This window comes from Stenotrophomonas sp. GD04024, from assembly GCF_029837545.1.
Lineage (GTDB): Bacteria > Pseudomonadota > Gammaproteobacteria > Xanthomonadales > Xanthomonadaceae > Stenotrophomonas > Stenotrophomonas forensis.
Genome location: NZ_JAOEDV010000048.1, coordinates 17,838 through 33,998, shown reverse-complemented (window position 1 = coordinate 33,998; position 16,161 = coordinate 17,838). Strand labels below are relative to the sequence as shown.

Here is a 16,161-nt window from a genome sequence, read left to right as displayed (position 1 = left end):
TGCTGTTGATCTTGATCTTGATGTTGATCTGTAAGCAGTCGCGGCCGCAGGCCGCGCGGACCCCTCACAGATGCCGCAATTCCTGCTTCAGCATCGCCACGCAGCGGCGGCTGACTTCCAGCGGCTGCTTGCCATGCCTCAGCATCGCCTGCACCTGCCCACCCGAGCCACGGCGCAGTTCCACCAACTCGTGGCGTGCCACCAGGCAGTTGCGATGGATGCGGATGAAGCGGCTGGCGAACTCCTCCTCCAGCGACTTCAACGATTCCTCGATCAGGTCTTCGCCACGCGCGTGGTGCACCACCACGTACTTCTCTTCGGCCTGCAGGTAATGGATGTCGTCCAGCGGAATCAGCCGCAGGCTGCCGCGCAGGCGTGCGCACAGCATGCTGCGTGCCTGCTGCCCGCTGTTGTCCTGCGGCTGGCCGTCGCGCCCGGCCAGGAAGGTACGTGCACGTGCGATCGCGGCAGCCAGGCGTTCGGCACGCACCGGCTTCATCAGGTAATCAATGGCCGCCGCCTCGAAGGCCGACAGCGCATGCGCGTCGTAGGCGGTGCAGAACACCACCGCCGGCCGTGGCTCGAAGCTGGCCAGGTGTCGGGCCGCTTCCAGGCCATCCAGCCCCGGCATCGCGATATCCAGCAGGACCAGGTCCGGCTGCAGCTCCGCGCAGGCGTGCAGGGCCTGCTCGCCGTTGCCGGCCTCGGCCACCACGTCAACGCCGTCCTGCGCCGCCAACAGGCTGCGCAGGCGCTCGCGCGCCAGCGGTTCGTCATCGGCGATGACTACCCTCACGATCGTCCCCTCACTGGATCGGCACCGTCACCTGGCAGGCATAGTAGCCCTCGCTCCAGCCGGCCGTCATCCGCGCGGCACTGCCGAAGCGCCAGGCCAGCCGATGGCCGATGCTGTGCTGGGCATGCCCGGCACCGCGCGCCAGCGCCAGCCCCGGGGCCTGCGGATCGGGCGCGGGATTGCGCACGCGGATCTGCAGCTCCTGGCCCTCGCGCACCAGCTGCAGCTCGATGGTGCCGCCTTCGGGCAGGCGCGAGATGCCGTGCAGCACGGCGTTCTCCACCAGCGGCTGCAATACCAGCCTCGGCAATGGCAGGTCCCACGGCAGTGGTTCGTCACGCTGCCACTGCACCTGCAGGCGCTCGCCCAGGCGCAGCGATTCAATCGACAGATAACGCTCGGCCAGCTCGCATTCGTCGCGCAGGGTCGAATCGCCCTCGCCTGCGCCCAACGCGGCACGGAACAGATCGGACAGATCGAGCACCGCGCGCTCGGCCACTGCCGGATCGCGATGCAGCAGGCTGGCGATCAGGTTCATGCTGTTGAACAGGAAATGCGGGCGGATCCGCGCCTGCAGCGCATCGGCCTGCGCGCGCGCGTTGGCCTGCACCTGCGCGGCCCAGCGATCACTCACATAGAAATAGCGCAGCGCCAGCGCCGTGATCAGTGCAGTGGTGGCCGCACTGCCCAGGGTGAAGCGCCAGAAGCTGATACCACTGGCGAAGTTGTCCCCCAGCACCGCGTACAGCGCATGCACGATGCCGGCGCAGACCACCGCGATCAGGGTCGCCAGGGCGATCGCCGCGACCGCCCCCAGTACCTGCGGCAACCTCGACAGCGCCTGCCGCAGCAGGCACAGGCTGGCCGAGACCGCCAGCGCCAGCCACAGCGCGAAGCCACTGGCCGACAGCAGTTCACCGAAGGTCCAGTGACGACTGCCGTCAGGCGCCAGGGCCAGCACCACCACCACCAGCTCGGCCAGGCCAAGCATCGCCGCCAACCGCGGCAGGCGGCACAGCTCCGGCATCCACGGCGGTGTGCTGGCCGGGGCCATGGCTCAGGCAGCGCCCAGCCGTTCCTGCAGCCAGTCACCCAGCGCCTGGATCTCTTCGGCGCAGACCTGGTGGGCCATCGGATAGCTGTGCCATTCCAGTTCAAGGCCGAGCGCCTGCAGTGCCTGCGCGCTGTGCACGGCCACCGCCTGCGGAATCACCGGATCGCTGCTGCCATGGGCCATGAACACCGGCACCTGCACGGCACCGTCAACACGCTTGGCGCTTTCAGCCTCGGGCAGGTAGGTGGACAGCGCGATCAGACCGGCCAGCGGCGCGGTACGTGACAGCGCTGCGGTGAGGATGATTGCCCCACCCTGCGAAAAGCCCGCCAGGAAGATCTTCTCCGGCGCGATGCCACGCTCGATCTCACGTGCGATCAGCGCATCCAGCTGCACCACCGATTCCTGCACGCCGGCCATGTCGGCGCGCGAACGGAAGTCCATGCCGACGATGTCGTACCAGCCACGCATCGGCACGCCGTTGTTGATGGTGATCGGCCGCACCGGCGCGTGCGGAAACACGAAGCGCAGCGCCGGCCAATGCGGCCGCACCAGCTCCGGCACGATCGGCGCGAAGTCATGGCCATCGGCGCCGAGGCCGTGCAGCCAGATCACCGACCACTGCGGCGAGGCGCCGGTTTCCTGTTCCACCGTTTGCAGCATGATGCGGCTCCTTCAAGTTCGAGCCGCATTATGCCGCTGGCGCGGGGCGATCAGTACAGCGGCGGTTGCTCGGCCGCTTCCCGGCGCAGCTGCGCGGCGCGTACCAGCACCGGCGGCGGAATGTTCTCTTCGGGGATGTCGAGCAGGCCAAGGCGGTGCAGGAAGGCGCCCGGGCCGCGCGAGGAGGTCAGTGCCACCACCGGCACCGCCAGCACCATGCCGATCACCACCGGCGCCATCCACGCCGCCAGCGACGGCGATACCGCCCAGGCCAGCACGCCCATGAAGGCACCGAACACGCCCAGGCCACCGTAGCCACGGATCAGCGCCAGCCACGAGATGCCACCGTCGTCGCGCTGCTGTGCGTCCCAGCCCGAGTCGCGGCCGGACAGCACTTCGGCCACGCCGCGCGACTGCACGTACATCACTACCGGGGCCATCAGCGCGGCCAGCACGGTTTCCACCAGCATCGAGACGAACGCACGGATCGCCCCCCCGCAGCCGCGCCGGTCGACCGGGTCCAGCAGCATCGCCAGGTAGCCCAGCACCTTGGGCAGCAGCAGCACGGCCATGGTGGCGGCGAACAGGCGCACCACCTGTTCCTCGTCCTGGGCCCGCCAGTACACGCTGGGCGACAGGTGCAGCAGGGCGTTGAAGTCGATGCCCTGCTGGAACAACGGGATGGCGATGCCGATCAGCATCAGCATCGCCCACATCGGCGCGGTGAAGTAATGGCCGATGCCGATCAGCATGTGGGTGCGGCTGATCCAGTGCAGGCCGCGGCTGCCCACCACCTTGCCGTGCTGCAGGTTGCCCTGGCACCAGCGGCGGTCACGCACCAGCAGGTCGGTCAGCGTCGGCGGGCCTTCCTCGTAGCTGCCGCCCAGGTACGGCACCATGTGCGCGGCCCAGCCGCCACGGCGCATCAGCGCGGCTTCCACGAAATCGTGGCTGAGCACGTGGCCGCCGAACGGCTTGCGCCCCGGCAGCGCCGGCAGGCCGGCGTGGTCGGCGAAGGCGCGGGTGCGGATGATCGCGTTGTGGCCCCAGTAGTTGCTCTCGGCGCCGTGCCACCAGGCCACGCCACGGGCGATCACCGGGCCGTACACGCGGCCGCCGAACTGCTGCATGCGGGCGAACAGGGTGCGGCCACCGATCACCGACGGCAGCGTCTGGATCAGGCCGACATCGGCGTTGTGCTCCATGCCTGCTACCAGGCGCACGATGCTGTCGCCGGTCATCAGGCTGTCGGCGTCGAGGATCAGCATCTGCGGATAGGCACCGCCAAAGCGGCGCACCCAGTCGGCGATGTTGCCGGCCTTGCGCCCACTGTTGTCGCCACGGCGGCGATAGAACAGCCGCGTCTGGCCGTCCGGCACACGGTCGCGCAGTTCGGCGAACACCTGCTCTTCGGCACGCGCGATGTCCTCGCGGCGGGTATCGCTGAGCACGAAGAAATCGAAGCGCTCAAGCTGGCCGGTGGCGGCCACCGATTCATAGATGGCCTGCAGGCCCGCCAGCAGGCGGCGCGGATCTTCGTTGTAGGTCGGCATCAGCAGCGCGGTGCGGCTGTGCACGGTCGGCAGCGGCTTGTCCGGGTCGATGCCGAGCCGGTAGCCACGGTCGAACACGGCGGTCAGGAAGCCCGCCAGTGCGCTGGCGAAGGACAGCGCGATCCAGGCAAACAGGCCCACGAACAACACCAGCAGGCAGGCTTCAAGCACGCTGATGCCATTGGTCGACAGCACCCGCCACATCATCCGCGTGGCCACCGCGGTCATCCCCAGGGTGCCACCGAAAATATAGAACCGCCGCAGGCCGATCAGGCGCGGCGACGTGCGATGCCGGCGGACCTTGAGGGCGCCTTCGCGCAGGCTCTGCTCGGGCATCTGCAACGGAGATTCAGCAGGCAGCAGCGCCCAGCCGGCATCCAGCCGGGGCGCATCCGCTTCCGCGTGGATGGTCTGACCCCCCATCACCGCCTACTCCGCACGTTCGGCACGGCCGGCCATCCCGGCCAGGCTGCATGCACGAAGGTTCCCGGCGCGCCTTCCCGGCGCCCGCACTTGTCCTGGCTGTGCCGGCCCTTGGCCGCACAGTCGATGTCTGTCACTACCGGAACCCACACGATCTCCAACGGGGCGGAATCGAAAATGCGGCCCAGTCTAGGGCGCCGGATGTAAGCCGGGTGCGAAGGCCTACGCCGGGAATTATCCCCATTCAGCAAACAGCAGGCGATGACGCCCCGCAATCGAGGTTGTCGCTTTATTACGACAGGTACTGGATCGTAACAAACGCGAACGGTTATCATTTCATTAACCAGGCAGGTCACCGTCTTCCCGACGGTTGAGACCCACCCAGCCGCGCCGGCCCCGCCGCGCGCCGACGACCCACGGAAGGGGGCTGCCTGCTGTCTGCCTGCGCCTGCGCTTCCACCGGGTCTCTCCTACTCCCATGGAAGCCCTCATGTCCCTGTCATTCCGTTCCCGTTCCGCGCATCCCGCGCGCAGCCGCCTGGCCGTCGCCGTTGCCACCACCTGCCTGCTTGCCCTGCCCGGCCTGGCCGCCGCCGGGGCCGCCGCCGATGCGTCCACCAAGGATCTGGACACCGTGGTGGTCACCGCCTCGGGCAACCAGCAATGGATCAAGGATGCCCCGGCCAGCATCAGCGTGATCAGCCGCGAGGACATCGAGCGCCAGCCGGTACACGACCTGGCCACCCTGCTCAGCCGGGTGCCCGGCGTGACCGGCGGCCTCAGCGCCGCCGGCGAGCAGTCCAAGATCAAGCTGCGCGGCATGCCGTCCAACTACACGCTGGTGCTGGTGGACGGCAAGCGCATGGGCAGCTCGGCCTCGACCAACTACCGCCCCGACCTCGGACGCCAGGACCTGAACTGGATTTCGCCGGACCAGATCGAGCGCATCGAAGTGGTGCGCGGGCCGATGTCGTCGCTGTATGGCTCCGACGCCATGGGCGGCGTGATCAACATCATCACCAAGCGCATCGGTGATGACTGGAACGGCAGCGCCACCCACAGCTACACGCGACCAGGCGACGACAAGCGCGGCGACACCCAGCAGATCGGCGCTACGTTTTCCGGCCCGCTCGGCGAGCGCTTCGGCCTGCGCATCGGCGCCAACAGCATGCGCCGTGATTCCGACCGGTCCAATGGCGGCGTCTACGGCAATGCCTATGCCGGCGAGAAGGACCGCAATGTCGACGCGCTGCTGCAGTGGAAACTCAGCGACGCGCAGGAACTGTCGCTGGAAGCCGGCCACGGCGTGCAGCAGGCCTTCATCGATGCTGCACTGGAAAAGCAGGACGAAGGTGCGTGGGGGGCCACCGAACTCAAGCGCAGCTCGCTGGCGCTCAACCACGATGGCAAGTGGCGCTTCGGCAACTCGAAGATCAGCGCGTACTGGACCGAGTACAAGAACGACATCGGCGCCACCGGCCGCTCCGAGGCCACCGACACCATCATCGAAGGCAGCCTGACCACGCCGTTCACCCTCGGCGTTGAACACCAGTTCGCCGTGGGTGGCCAATGGAAGCGCCAGGAGCTGACCAACACCGACACCATCGGCCGTGCACCGATCGACTATGCCGGCAACGCGGTCAGCGGCTCCGATCTGGAAGTGGACACCTGGGCGCTGTTCGTCGAGGACGAACTGAAACTGCATCGCACCCTGGCGCTGACGCTGGGCGCACGCCTGGATCACCATGAGAAATTCGGGGGCCACGTCAGCCCGCGTGCCTACCTGGTCTGGCACCCGGCCGAGCAGTGGACGATCCGTGGCGGCGTCTCCAAGGGTTTCCGCGCACCCAGCCTGACCGAAAATTCGGCGACTGCCGCCACCCAGTCCGGTGGCCGTGGCTGCACCTCGCTGATCCCGCTGGGCTATACCCGCGGCGGCTGCTACATGGCCGGCAACCCGGACCTGGACCCGGAAACCAGCACCAACCGCGAGATCGGCGTCAGTTTCGACAACGACTGGGTGGATGCCGGCCTGACCTACTTCCACACCGACTTCAGGAACAAGATCGAGTACGCCCCGCTGGGCAGGTTCAACGGTATCTGGTGGACGCGCATGAGCAACGTGCAGCGCGCACGCACCAGCGGCATGGAAGGCAACCTCAATTTCCGCTTCGGCGAGCACTGGCGCTGGCGCACTTCGGCGACCTGGATGAAGGAAGCCAAGAACCTGACCACCGGCCGCAACCTGATCGACACGCCGGAGTTCTCCGGCTATTCGTCGCTGGACTGGACGCCGAACACGGCGTTCTCCAGTAGCCTGTCGGCGCAGTACACCGGCAAGCAGGACGGCGTGGCCACCACCTTCCTCAAGGCCTACACCCTGTATGACCTGACCGCCGCCTGGAACGTCAACCCGGTGCTGACCCTGCGCGGCGGTGTCAGCAACCTGGCCGACAAGAAGCTGTATGCCGAAGGCTCCACCGACTACTTCGTAGCCGGGCGCAGCTACTTCCTCAGCATGACCGCGCGGTTCTGACCGGCGGCGCGCCGCGATCGCGCTGGCGGTGAGCCAGCGCGATCGACGGTGTTGCGGGTTACTCGCTTTGCAGTGCGGCCGGTGCCGCAGTGCGCGTGGCGGCCGTGCGTGCACGGTCCATCGCCACCGCCAGTTGCTGGCGGGCGAGCAGTTGTTGTGCCTGCACCACTTCAGGTGTCGGCAGGAGCACCGGTCCCGGTGCGTTTTCCGGTGTAGCAGGTGTGGTCATGCAACCTCCATGGACATCCCGCCGCCGCACGGATTCAGCTGGAGCGGCAGCGGAACTGCGCACCCTATCCTAAAAACAAGGCGGATGGGTGACGGTGCGGCGCCCGGCCGCAGCACCGCGCCGGCCATACGACTGGACTCGCGGTGCCGGGGCGCATTCCTGAACCCGTTGCCGTGTGCACGGTTCATCGCCATGACCGCCCCGGCCGCCGCCCGGGGGCTCACGCCGCGCGGCGTGCCACCGCCACCGGCCCGGCCTGCAGGCGGAAGCGCGACACCGCCACCGCCAGCTGCTCGGCCTGCTCCTCCATCGCCCGCGCGGCGGCACTGGCTTCCTCCACCAGCGCAGCGTTCTGCTGGGTGGTCTCGTCCATCTGCACCACGGTCTGGTTGACCTGCTCGATGCCGGCCGACTGCTCGCGCGAGGCGGCCGAGATCTCGGCCATGATCTCGTTGACCCGCCCGACCTGGCCGACGATCTCCTGCATGGTGCGACCGGCGCCATGCACCAGTTCCGCGCCGGCGCCGACCTGCGCGACCGAGGCATCGATCAGCTCCTTGATCTCCTTGGCCGCGCCGGCCGAGCGCTGCGCCAGCGCGCGCACTTCGCTGGCGACCACCGCAAACCCGCGGCCCTGCTCACCGGCACGTGCCGCTTCCACCGCGGCGTTCAGCGCCAGGATGTTGGTCTGGAACGCGATGCCATCGATCACCGAGATGATCTCGGCAATGCGCTGCGACGAGGCCTCGATCTGCTCCATGGTCTGCACCACCTGGCTGACCACCTGTCCCCCTTCGCTGGCCACGCCGGCCGCGGAACCGGCCAGTGTGTTGGCCTGCAGCGCGTGATCGGCGTTCTGGCGCACGGTGGAGGTCAGTTCCTCCATCGACGCGGCGGTCTCTTCCAGGTTCGCGGCCTGCTGTTCGGTACGCCGCGACAGGTCGCTGTTGCCGGCTGCGATCTCGCCGGCTGCCAGACGGATGCTGGCCGCGGACTGCTGGATCTGCCCGACGATCCCGGTCAGCTGCTGCACGGTGCTGTTGGCATCGTCGCGCATCACCGCGAACACCCCGTGGAAGTCACCCTGCATGCGGGCAGTGAGGTCACCGGCGGCGATCGCACGCAGCAGCGTCGACAGCTCGGCCAGGTTGTGGTCGCTGACCTGCATCATGGTGTTGAGCGTTTCCACCATGCGGCGGAAGTCGTGGTCGAAGCGCAGCGCATCGCCACGCACCGCGAAATCACCGGCAGCGGCGGCCGCGGCCAGCTGCTGGATCTGATCGTTGATCGCGGCCAGGTTGCTCTTGGTAGTGGCCATCGCGGCGCTGAACACGGCCTTCTCGCCCGGCAGCGCCTCCATGTCCACGCTGAGGTCGCCCACGGCATAGCGCTGCATCACTTCGACCAGGCGCTGGGTGACCGCATTGCTGGAGGCCACCAGCTGGTTGCTGTCGGCCACCATGCGGCCGTACTCGCCCGGGAACACCGACGCGTCCATGCGGTAGCTGAGCTCGCCGGCGTCATGACGGCGGGCCATTTCCGCTTGCGCGGCCATCACCGCCTGCAGCTGGCCGCGCATGCCCTGCATCGCCTCCAGCAGGCGTCCCACTTCGTCATTGCTGCGCGCCGGCAGGGTGCTGTCCAGCTTGCCCGCGGCGACATCGCCGGCCACGCGTACGGCTTCGGCCAGCGGGCGGATCGCCAGCCGGCGCAGCAGCACGTAGACACCCGCGCTCAGGGCCAGGGCCGCCACCACGCCGACCAGCAGGGTCAGCCACAGCAGCTGGCGCGCCTCGGCCACGATCACCGCATGCGGCATCACCACGCCCAGCGCGAAACGCTGCGGGGCGTCGCCCACGCGCAGCGGCACGTATACGCGCACGTTGCCGGCGGCATCCGGGGCGAAGGCTTCGAAGCGGCGGTCGGCGGCAATGTCCGCCAGCATGCTGCGGGTCAGCGCGTCGCTGCGCGGCTTGCCGATCTCGGCGGCGTTGGCCGAGGCCAGCACCACGCCCTTGGGCGAAAGCAGCTCGACACGGCCGGCGCCCATCGGCGTCAGCGTGGCCAGGTGCTTCTGCAGCGCTGCCAGCGAGAAGTCGACGGTGAACACGCCGAGGAAGGTGCCCTTCTCGATGATCGGTGTGCTCAGTGTGCTCATCAGCACCTGCTGGCCGCCGATGTCGTAGGCATAGGGTTCACTGACCTTGGGCAGCTTGTCGCGGCTGGGACCCATGTACCAGTCGGCCGAACCATCGGCGGCTTCGGTGTAGTCCGTCATCGGCGACTGCTGCGGTGCGCCGTCCTGCCAGGCCCAGTAGCTCATGTAGCGGCCTGTGGCATCGTGCGCCTCGGTGTTGACGAACTCGGCGTCCTTGCCGTCGAACGCATCGGCTTCCCACATGGTGCTCTTGCCCAGCCATTCCGGGTGGGTGCGCAGCTGCTCGCCGAGCACCGCCGCCAGGCTGGCGCGGTCGGGTACATCGCCGCGCGCACGCTGGGCGAGCACGGCTTCGACCATCGCGTCGTTGCTGGCGAAGGCCGTGCCCAGATCGGCCGCGACCTGGCGCGCCTCGGCATTGGCTTCGCTGGTCATGGTCTGGCGCGAGGCATCGATCAGGCTGGCGCTGGCCTGGCGATAGATCAGGAACGCGGTCAGGCCGAAGCACAGCAGCGCGATCACGGCGGTGCCCAGCATCAGCTTGTGGGCGATGCTGCCCGGGCGTCGGGCAGCGGCGGAACGGGAAGGAGGCATGGAAGGGTCCGCTAGGCAGTTCAGGATGACCGGCACCGCGAGGGCACCGCGCAGGCGCGCGATCCGTCGCGCAGGCCGCCGGCCGCCGGGGCATGCCCGGCGCTGGAAGCGCACCGGGTTAGCGGCCGCCCACCCACGAGGTTGAGGCGGCCCGCCTGCACATTCCTGAATCTGCTCAGGGACGGGTCAGCAACCCGCCCCGCTGCCGGCTACTCGGCTACGCGGTCCTTGATCCACTGCGCCCGCGGCAGCACTTCGATGCTGCCGGCGGCGTACTGCTGCAGCACATCGTCCGGGCCGAATCGCGGTTGCCAGCCCAGCTCGCTTCGGAGGCGGGCACTGTCGTAGACGCGGTCGATGCTCATCGGCAGCGGCCAGCCACGGCGTTCGAACTCGGCCAGCAGCTGCGGCACGCGCCGCGCCAGCACATTGCGCGGCTGGGTGGCCAGTTCCAGGCAGTCCTCGCGCCGGAAGGGCGTCGGCGCACAGGCGATGTAGCGAGCGAAGGCGGCGCCGTCATCGAGCAGCAGCGCGGCATGCGCACTGGCCACGTCACGCGCGTCGATGCCACGGTGCAGGCGGAACATCGCCATGCGCTCGGGCGGCTCCGGGAAGCAACGGCCCATGCGCAGCACGCGCACGCTGAAGCCCGGTGCCGCGGCGGCCATGGCCAGGGCTTCGGCCTGCAGCTTGCTGCGGTGATAGATCGTGCGCGGCAAGGGCTCGGTGTCTTCATCGATCCAGCGGCAGCCTCCCGCCACCACCGCATGCCCGTACAGCGCGGTGGTGCTGGTCAGCACGAACCGCCGCGCACCGGCCTCACGCGCTGCCTGCAACAGGTGCGCGGTAGCCTCCACGTTGATCTGCTGGAACACCGCATCCCGCACCAGTCCCACATGCGGTGCGTGCAGGGCGGCGGTGTGGATCACTGCATCGACGCCACGGACAGCGCGTTCCACGGCCTGGCGATCGGTGACATCGGCGATGATGCGGGTGGTGGCGAACGGGCTGCGATCCAGCCCCACCACTTCGTGGGCGGCCGCGAGTGCGCCGAAGATCGCACGCCCGATCCGTCCGGAACTGCCGGTCAACAGAATCTTCATTGAGTCCATTCGCTCGAAGCGCCCGGGAACTACCGGGATGATTCGATTCTAGGCAAGCGGCATGTCGTCTGCGATAGCCGGATGTTGCAAAAACGCGTTCATCGTGGCGACGTTGGCGGTGCCAGCAGCTGCCGCGCGATGAACAGCGGATCATCACCGCCGGGCACATCCGGCGTGATGCCGGTTCGTTCCCAGTTGCCACCGGTACGCAGGTTGATCGGCTGACGGTCCGGAATGCTGATCTGATAACCATCGGGCAGCTGCACAGGATCATCGAACATGTGCGCGGCGCCGCCGCTGCGGCTACCGACGATGCGCGCGCGCCCCACCGCCTGCAGCGAGTACGCGACGAACTCGGCCGCCGAGCCGGTGCGGCGGTCGATCAACACCACCAGCGGCTTCAGGTAGGGCGGCAGGCTGGCCGGCGGCAACCGCACCGCGGTGCGCCGCCCGCGCTGCTCCAGCGCCTGTACCTCGGTGATTCCCGGCTCCAGCAGGGTACGCACCAGCAGGTCCGCGCTGCCATCATCACCGCCGCCGTTCTGGCGCAGGTCCAGCACCAGGCCGTCGGTATCGGCCAGCAGGCCGAACGCTGCCACCAGTTTTGGCCGGGCCAGGTCGAGCGGATAGAAGGTGCTCAGGCGCAGGTAGCCGACGTTGCCCTCGAGCATCCGTACCTCGCGCACGCCGGCACCATTGCCGCGCGCGTCCGCGCGCCAGGCCATCAGCCAGTCGTCCTGGCCGGCATCGGCGTCCACGCGTTCCACATGGAAGTGGCCATCGAACACGTCCAGATCCTGGTTCAGGCGTGCACTGAACGCCTGCGGGTCCGCGCAGCTGTCCGCATAGCGCCGCTGGCTGGACCAGCCGCGCACCGCTGCGGCAATGCGGGCACCCTCGGCCTCGTCCAGGTACTGCGCCTGTATTGCGGTGGCCGCGGCCTGCAGCACCGCATCCTGGGACGGGCATGCCGCCGCCAGCAACGCACCCAGCATCCACGAAACCGTCATGACCCCACCCCGTATTGATGATGTATAAGCGCTTATATATCATCGCGATCATGGATCTCCAACACGCCACCCTGGGGACGCTGCTGCGCGCCCTGCTCGATCAGCTCGACCCGGCCGTCGAACAGGCCTACCGCGATCTGCAGCTGGACTATCGGCCGCGCTACACCCCGGTGCTGCGCACGCTGATGGCGCAGGGCCCGTGCCGCATCAAGGACCTGGCATTGGCCTGTGGGCTCAGCCATTCGGCGCTCAGCCAGACCGTGGCGGCGATGGTGCGCGACGGCTGGCTGCACAGCGCCATCGGTGAAGACAGCCGCGAACGCATCCTGCAGTTGAGCCCGCATGCGCTGCAGGCCGTGCCGGCGCTGCAGGCCCAGTGGCAGGCCACCGCGCGTGCAGCACGCAGCCTGGAGGCCGACCTCGGCCAGTCGCTGGAACAGGTGCTGCGCAGCGCCTTGCAGGCGCTCGAACAACGCCCCTTCGCGCAGCGCCTGCGCGAGGCGCGCGAAGGCTGACACGGTTCGGCGCCGCTGCGGCCGATGGCGGCCGGCCGCTTGAACCCGGTGCGCAGGCCGCGTGAAGACAACTGCAAGGATGGCGACCTGGACTTAGCGCGCGATGGCCAAGCATGGCCGCTGTCGCCGACGACGGCGACGCCCACACCGCAGGAGGATTCACATGACTGGCCAGAACCCGCGCAGCTCCACCCGGGGCTTCGCCTCGATGGACGGGGACAAGCAACGTGCGATCGCCGCCAAGGGCGGACGCGCCGCGCATGCCTCCGGCAACGCGCATGAATTCAGTCCGGACGAAGCCCGCGTCGCCGGCCGCAAGGGCGGCGAAGCGATCAGCCGTGACCGGCAGCACATGGCGGCAATCGGCCGCGAAGGCGGCCACGCACGCCACGCCAACGCCCGCCAGCAACAGCAACAGGCATCGCTCGACCCAGCCGCAAAGGATCCGCAACGCCAGCAGGGATGAACGCTGTGCGGTCAGCGCGCAAGGCGAAGTCGGCGCAGGCCGATGGCCGCAAGCAGGGCCAGCACGCCTGCCACCGCCATCGCCCACCCGAAGCCACTGGCCATCGCACTGCGGTACCAAGCCACCACCTGGGGCGTCGAATACGTCGAGCCCGGGTGCAGGATCAGCCCGCGTGCATGGGCGGCCAGCCCTGGCTGCCCGGCGGCCAGTGCGGACGCGGCAAACTGGCGTACCGCACGCAGGCCCATCAGGCTGCCCAGCAGCGCGATGCCCAGGCTCATGCCCGCCTGGCGCAATGCATTCATCGTGGCTGACGCGATGCCCGCGCGCTCGGCCGGTACCTGGGCCATGACCGCCATGCCAGTGGCGGGTACCGCCAGCCCCATGCCGATGCCCAGCAGCATCAGCAAGGCACTGGCCTGCCCGCGCGACGTCGCGGGCTGCAACGTGGCCATCGCGGACAGCGCCACGGCGACCAGCACATAGCCGCAGACCAGCGCGGTGTGCAGCCCCACGCGTACCACCAGGCGACCGAACAACAACGAGACGACGCCCATCAACAGGAACTGCGGCACCAGCTGCGAGCCTGCCGAGGCTGCGCTGAGCCCCTGCGCCTGCTGGAAGAACAGGGACACGAAGAACAGGCTCGCATAGGCGGTGAATCCCAGCACGAACGAAGCCAGGTTGAGCATGCCGAAACGGCGATCGGCAAACAGGTCCAGCGGCAGCAGCGGGCGTGCCACCCGGCGTTCGACCAGGCCGAACAACACCAGCCCGGCGCCGGCGATGCCCAGCGCCGACAGCGTTGCCGGCGCCAGCAGGCCCTGCTCGCCGATCGCGATCAGGCCATAGCTCAGCGCACCCAGTGCAACGACGCTGAGCAGCTGCCCCACCGGGTCCAGCGCGGCATGGTGTGGATGCCGCCGCTCCGGGATACCCCACGCACCGAGCATGAGGGCAAGCAGGCCCAGCGGCAGGTTGATCAGGAAGATGCTCGTCCAGCCGGCACGCTGCACCAGCACGCCGCCCAACAGCGGGCCGAGTACCAGGGCCAGCGCACTGAATGCCGACCAGCCCCCGATCGCGCGCGCACGCTGGCGCGGATCGGGGAACGCATGGCTGAGGATCGGCATGGCGCTGGGAATCAGCAGCGCACCGGCGATGCCCTGCACCACGCGCCCGGCCACCAGCGTCTGCAGGTTGCCGGCGCAGGCGCACAGCAACGACCCCAGGGTGAAGGTGGCCACGCTGAGCAGCCACATCCGCCGATGCCCATAACGATCGCCGAGCGGGCCCGCTGACAGCATCAGGGCCGACAACGCGATGGCATACGCGTTGATCACCCACTGCAGACCGGCCATGTCGGTGTCCAGCGCCTGCTGCAGGGTCGGCAGGGCGACGTTGACGATGCTGATGTCCAGCGAGGCGAGGAAGGTGCCGAGGTAGGCCGCCAGCACCAGGGCCGGTCGTCGCAAGCGTTGCATGTTCGGATCCCGGGCTAGGATGTGCCCGCATCCTAGCCACTGACTGACCGTCGGTCAATGACTGGCGGTCAGTCACTCCCGTGGCAGGGCTAGAATGGCCGCCGACACACCCGGACCCAGCCACGATGCAGACCCCCGCTGCCGCCAGGCCTCGCACCAAGCCCGCCGAAACCCGGCTGGAAGAACTGATGGACGCCGCGCAGGCGCTGTTCCTGTCTCAGGGCGTGGAGGCCACCACCGTCAGTGACATCGTGGCCGCAGCCGACGTGGCCAAGGGCACCTTCTATACCTATTTCGCCTCGCGCAGCGAGATCCTGCAGGCATTGGCGCAGCGCTATACCCGGCGCTTCATCGAGGACGTCGACCAGGCCGTGCAGCAGCACCCGGCCGCGGATGGCGTGGCACGCCTGCGCGCGTGGATCCGCGCCAACATCGAAATCTACGTGCGCACGCACGCCGTGCACGATGTGGTCTTCGCCCATCACCATCATCACCAGCGCGGCAATGCCGAGCGCAACGCGATCCAGCAGCAGCTGCTGTCGATTCTTGAAACGGGAATGACCGCCGGCCTGTGGCAGTTGCCGTCGCCGCAGGTCACCGCCTCGCTGATCTATGCCGGCGTGCACGGCGCCACCGACGACCTGATCGCCGCAGCCGCGCAGGACGCCGACGCCTTCATTGCCGCCGTGGTGGACGACTGCCTGCGCATGGTCGGCGTAGCGCCGGCCGCGATGCATCGCTGACCCGCAACCCTCCGCTCAGCAATGGGCGAGGATGTTCAACAGCCTTCCGAACGGATCGCGCACGAAGAAGCGGCGCACGCCCCAGGGTTCATCGGCCGGGCCGTACTCCAGCGCGATGCCGGCCGCGCGCATGCGCTCCAGCACGTCCTGCAGATTGTCCACCTCGATCGACAGGTCCGGCACTGCGGTGCCGGAGCCGCCTTCACTGGCAAAACTGACCTGCGCCAGGGCATTGCCCTGCCCGCCGTGAGTGACGATCCAGCCGTGGTCCATCACCACCGGCATGCCGAGCAGGTCGCCATAGAAGGCGGCGGCGCGTTGCGGATCGGGCGTGGCGATGTTGGCAACGACGCGCCTGACAGCCATGGCATTTCCCTCTCCCGGAAGACGCACCGAGAGTACCGCATCGATGCCAGCGTCACCCCCTGCAACAGAAGAGCCCCGTCGATGACGGGGCTCCAGGCGGCATAGAAATTAAAAGGCGCGACTCACACGCCCATGCACAGGTCGACCACGCAGGTGTTGTAGGCCTGCTGGCACTCACCGGCATCCACACCGCTGGCCAGGCACATCTGATAGGCCCGCCAGCACGGCTTGTCGCAGGGCTCGACCGGCCCTGCCACTGCCACCGAACCGGTGCAGGCCAGCGCGAACACCGCACCGGCGACCATCTTCTTCAATGCACGCATCGTCATCACTCCTTGATAAGCCTGGTGAGCCCAGGCCGGCCCACCGTAGCGGGGACACCGGGAGGCGAGGTGAACACCCGCGTCACGAATCCTTAACCAGTTCATAAAATTTCCTTCACACGACTGGGGGGCATCGGCCTGCCTT

The 16,161-nt window shown here is 68.4% G+C and carries 15 protein-coding genes; 4 read left to right on the top strand and 11 right to left on the bottom strand.

Features of this window, described 5'->3' with window-relative positions:
* Positions 1 to 64: 64 nt before the first annotated feature.
* The 4 genes from N7590_RS15010 to mdoH are packed head-to-tail and all read right to left on the bottom strand — an operon-like array spanning position 65 to position 4,489.
* Positions 65 to 796, bottom strand: coding sequence for a LytTR family DNA-binding domain-containing protein (locus N7590_RS15010; RefSeq protein ID WP_053450872.1), 732 nt, complete (start codon positions 794 to 796; stop codon positions 65 to 67).
* Positions 797 to 806: 10 nt separating this feature from the next.
* Positions 807 to 1,850 carry a sensor histidine kinase gene (locus N7590_RS15005; RefSeq protein ID WP_006471622.1) on the bottom strand — a complete coding sequence of 348 codons (1,044 nt, stop codon included), beginning with the start codon at positions 1,848 to 1,850 and terminating at the stop codon, positions 807 to 809.
* Between the two features lie 3 nt (positions 1,851 to 1,853).
* Positions 1,854 to 2,513 carry an alpha/beta hydrolase gene (locus N7590_RS15000; RefSeq protein WP_080374968.1) on the bottom strand — a complete coding sequence of 220 codons (660 nt, stop codon included), beginning with the start codon at positions 2,511 to 2,513 and terminating at the stop codon, positions 1,854 to 1,856.
* A gap of 50 nt (positions 2,514 to 2,563) precedes the next feature.
* Entirely contained in the window at positions 2,564 to 4,489 is a 1,926-nt protein-coding gene (gene mdoH, locus N7590_RS14995; RefSeq protein ID WP_164242583.1) for a glucans biosynthesis glucosyltransferase MdoH, read from the bottom strand.
* A gap of 490 nt (positions 4,490 to 4,979) precedes the next feature.
* On the opposite strand from mdoH, the gene N7590_RS14990 reads away from it, so the two are divergent.
* A complete protein-coding gene (locus tag N7590_RS14990; RefSeq protein WP_053510147.1) occupies positions 4,980 to 7,025 on the top strand; it encodes a TonB-dependent receptor in 2,046 nt (681 codons plus the stop codon).
* A gap of 58 nt (positions 7,026 to 7,083) precedes the next feature.
* Here the strand turns inward: N7590_RS14990 and N7590_RS14985 are convergent, their stop codons facing one another.
* The 4 genes from N7590_RS14985 to N7590_RS14970 all read right to left on the bottom strand — a co-directional run bounded on the left by N7590_RS14985 (position 7,084) and on the right by N7590_RS14970 (position 12,119).
* Positions 7,084 to 7,254 (bottom strand): hypothetical protein, encoded by a 171-nt coding sequence (locus N7590_RS14985; protein ID WP_180879615.1) that lies wholly within the window; start codon positions 7,252 to 7,254, stop codon positions 7,084 to 7,086.
* 220 nt (positions 7,255 to 7,474) lie between these two features.
* A complete protein-coding gene (locus N7590_RS14980) occupies positions 7,475 to 10,006 on the bottom strand; it encodes a methyl-accepting chemotaxis protein (protein WP_164242584.1) in 2,532 nt (843 codons plus the stop codon).
* A gap of 209 nt (positions 10,007 to 10,215) precedes the next feature.
* The gene (locus N7590_RS14975) at positions 10,216 to 11,109 is read right to left on the bottom strand and encodes an NAD(P)-dependent oxidoreductase (protein ID WP_164242585.1); all 894 of its coding nucleotides are present in this window, start codon (positions 11,107 to 11,109) and stop codon (positions 10,216 to 10,218) included.
* Positions 11,110 to 11,207: 98 nt separating this feature from the next.
* Positions 11,208 to 12,119: a S41 family peptidase gene (locus N7590_RS14970; protein WP_164242586.1), complete on the bottom strand. Its 912-nt coding sequence runs from the start codon at positions 12,117 to 12,119 to the stop codon at positions 11,208 to 11,210.
* A 50-nt stretch (positions 12,120 to 12,169) separates the two neighbouring features.
* On the opposite strand from N7590_RS14970, the gene N7590_RS14965 reads away from it, so the two are divergent.
* Together N7590_RS14965 and N7590_RS14960 are read left to right on the top strand one after the other, a co-directional pair.
* Positions 12,170 to 12,634, top strand: a complete 465-nt coding sequence (locus N7590_RS14965; protein ID WP_164242587.1) for a MarR family transcriptional regulator — start codon at positions 12,170 to 12,172, stop codon at positions 12,632 to 12,634.
* Positions 12,635 to 12,797: 163 nt separating this feature from the next.
* Positions 12,798 to 13,100, top strand: coding sequence for a KGG domain-containing protein (locus N7590_RS14960; protein ID WP_049457930.1), 303 nt, complete (start codon positions 12,798 to 12,800; stop codon positions 13,098 to 13,100).
* 11 nt (positions 13,101 to 13,111) lie between these two features.
* Here the strand turns inward: N7590_RS14960 and N7590_RS14955 are convergent, their stop codons facing one another.
* Positions 13,112 to 14,584 (bottom strand): MFS transporter, encoded by a 1,473-nt coding sequence (locus tag N7590_RS14955; RefSeq protein WP_279935700.1) that lies wholly within the window; start codon positions 14,582 to 14,584, stop codon positions 13,112 to 13,114.
* Between the two features lie 125 nt (positions 14,585 to 14,709).
* Here N7590_RS14955 and N7590_RS14950 point away from each other — a divergent pair, with 125 nt between their 5' ends.
* Positions 14,710 to 15,327 carry a TetR/AcrR family transcriptional regulator gene (locus N7590_RS14950; RefSeq protein ID WP_164242589.1) on the top strand — a complete coding sequence of 206 codons (618 nt, stop codon included), beginning with the start codon at positions 14,710 to 14,712 and terminating at the stop codon, positions 15,325 to 15,327.
* A 15-nt stretch (positions 15,328 to 15,342) separates the two neighbouring features.
* Here N7590_RS14950 and N7590_RS14945 read toward each other — a convergent pair whose 3' ends face one another.
* Together N7590_RS14945 and N7590_RS14940 are read right to left on the bottom strand one after the other, a co-directional pair.
* Positions 15,343 to 15,693, bottom strand: a complete 351-nt coding sequence (locus N7590_RS14945) for a VOC family protein (protein WP_164242590.1) — start codon at positions 15,691 to 15,693, stop codon at positions 15,343 to 15,345.
* A gap of 122 nt (positions 15,694 to 15,815) precedes the next feature.
* Complete coding sequence (locus N7590_RS14940; protein ID WP_006472022.1) at positions 15,816 to 16,016, bottom strand: hypothetical protein; 201 nt, start codon at positions 16,014 to 16,016, stop codon at positions 15,816 to 15,818.
* Positions 16,017 to 16,161 lie beyond the last annotated feature (145 nt).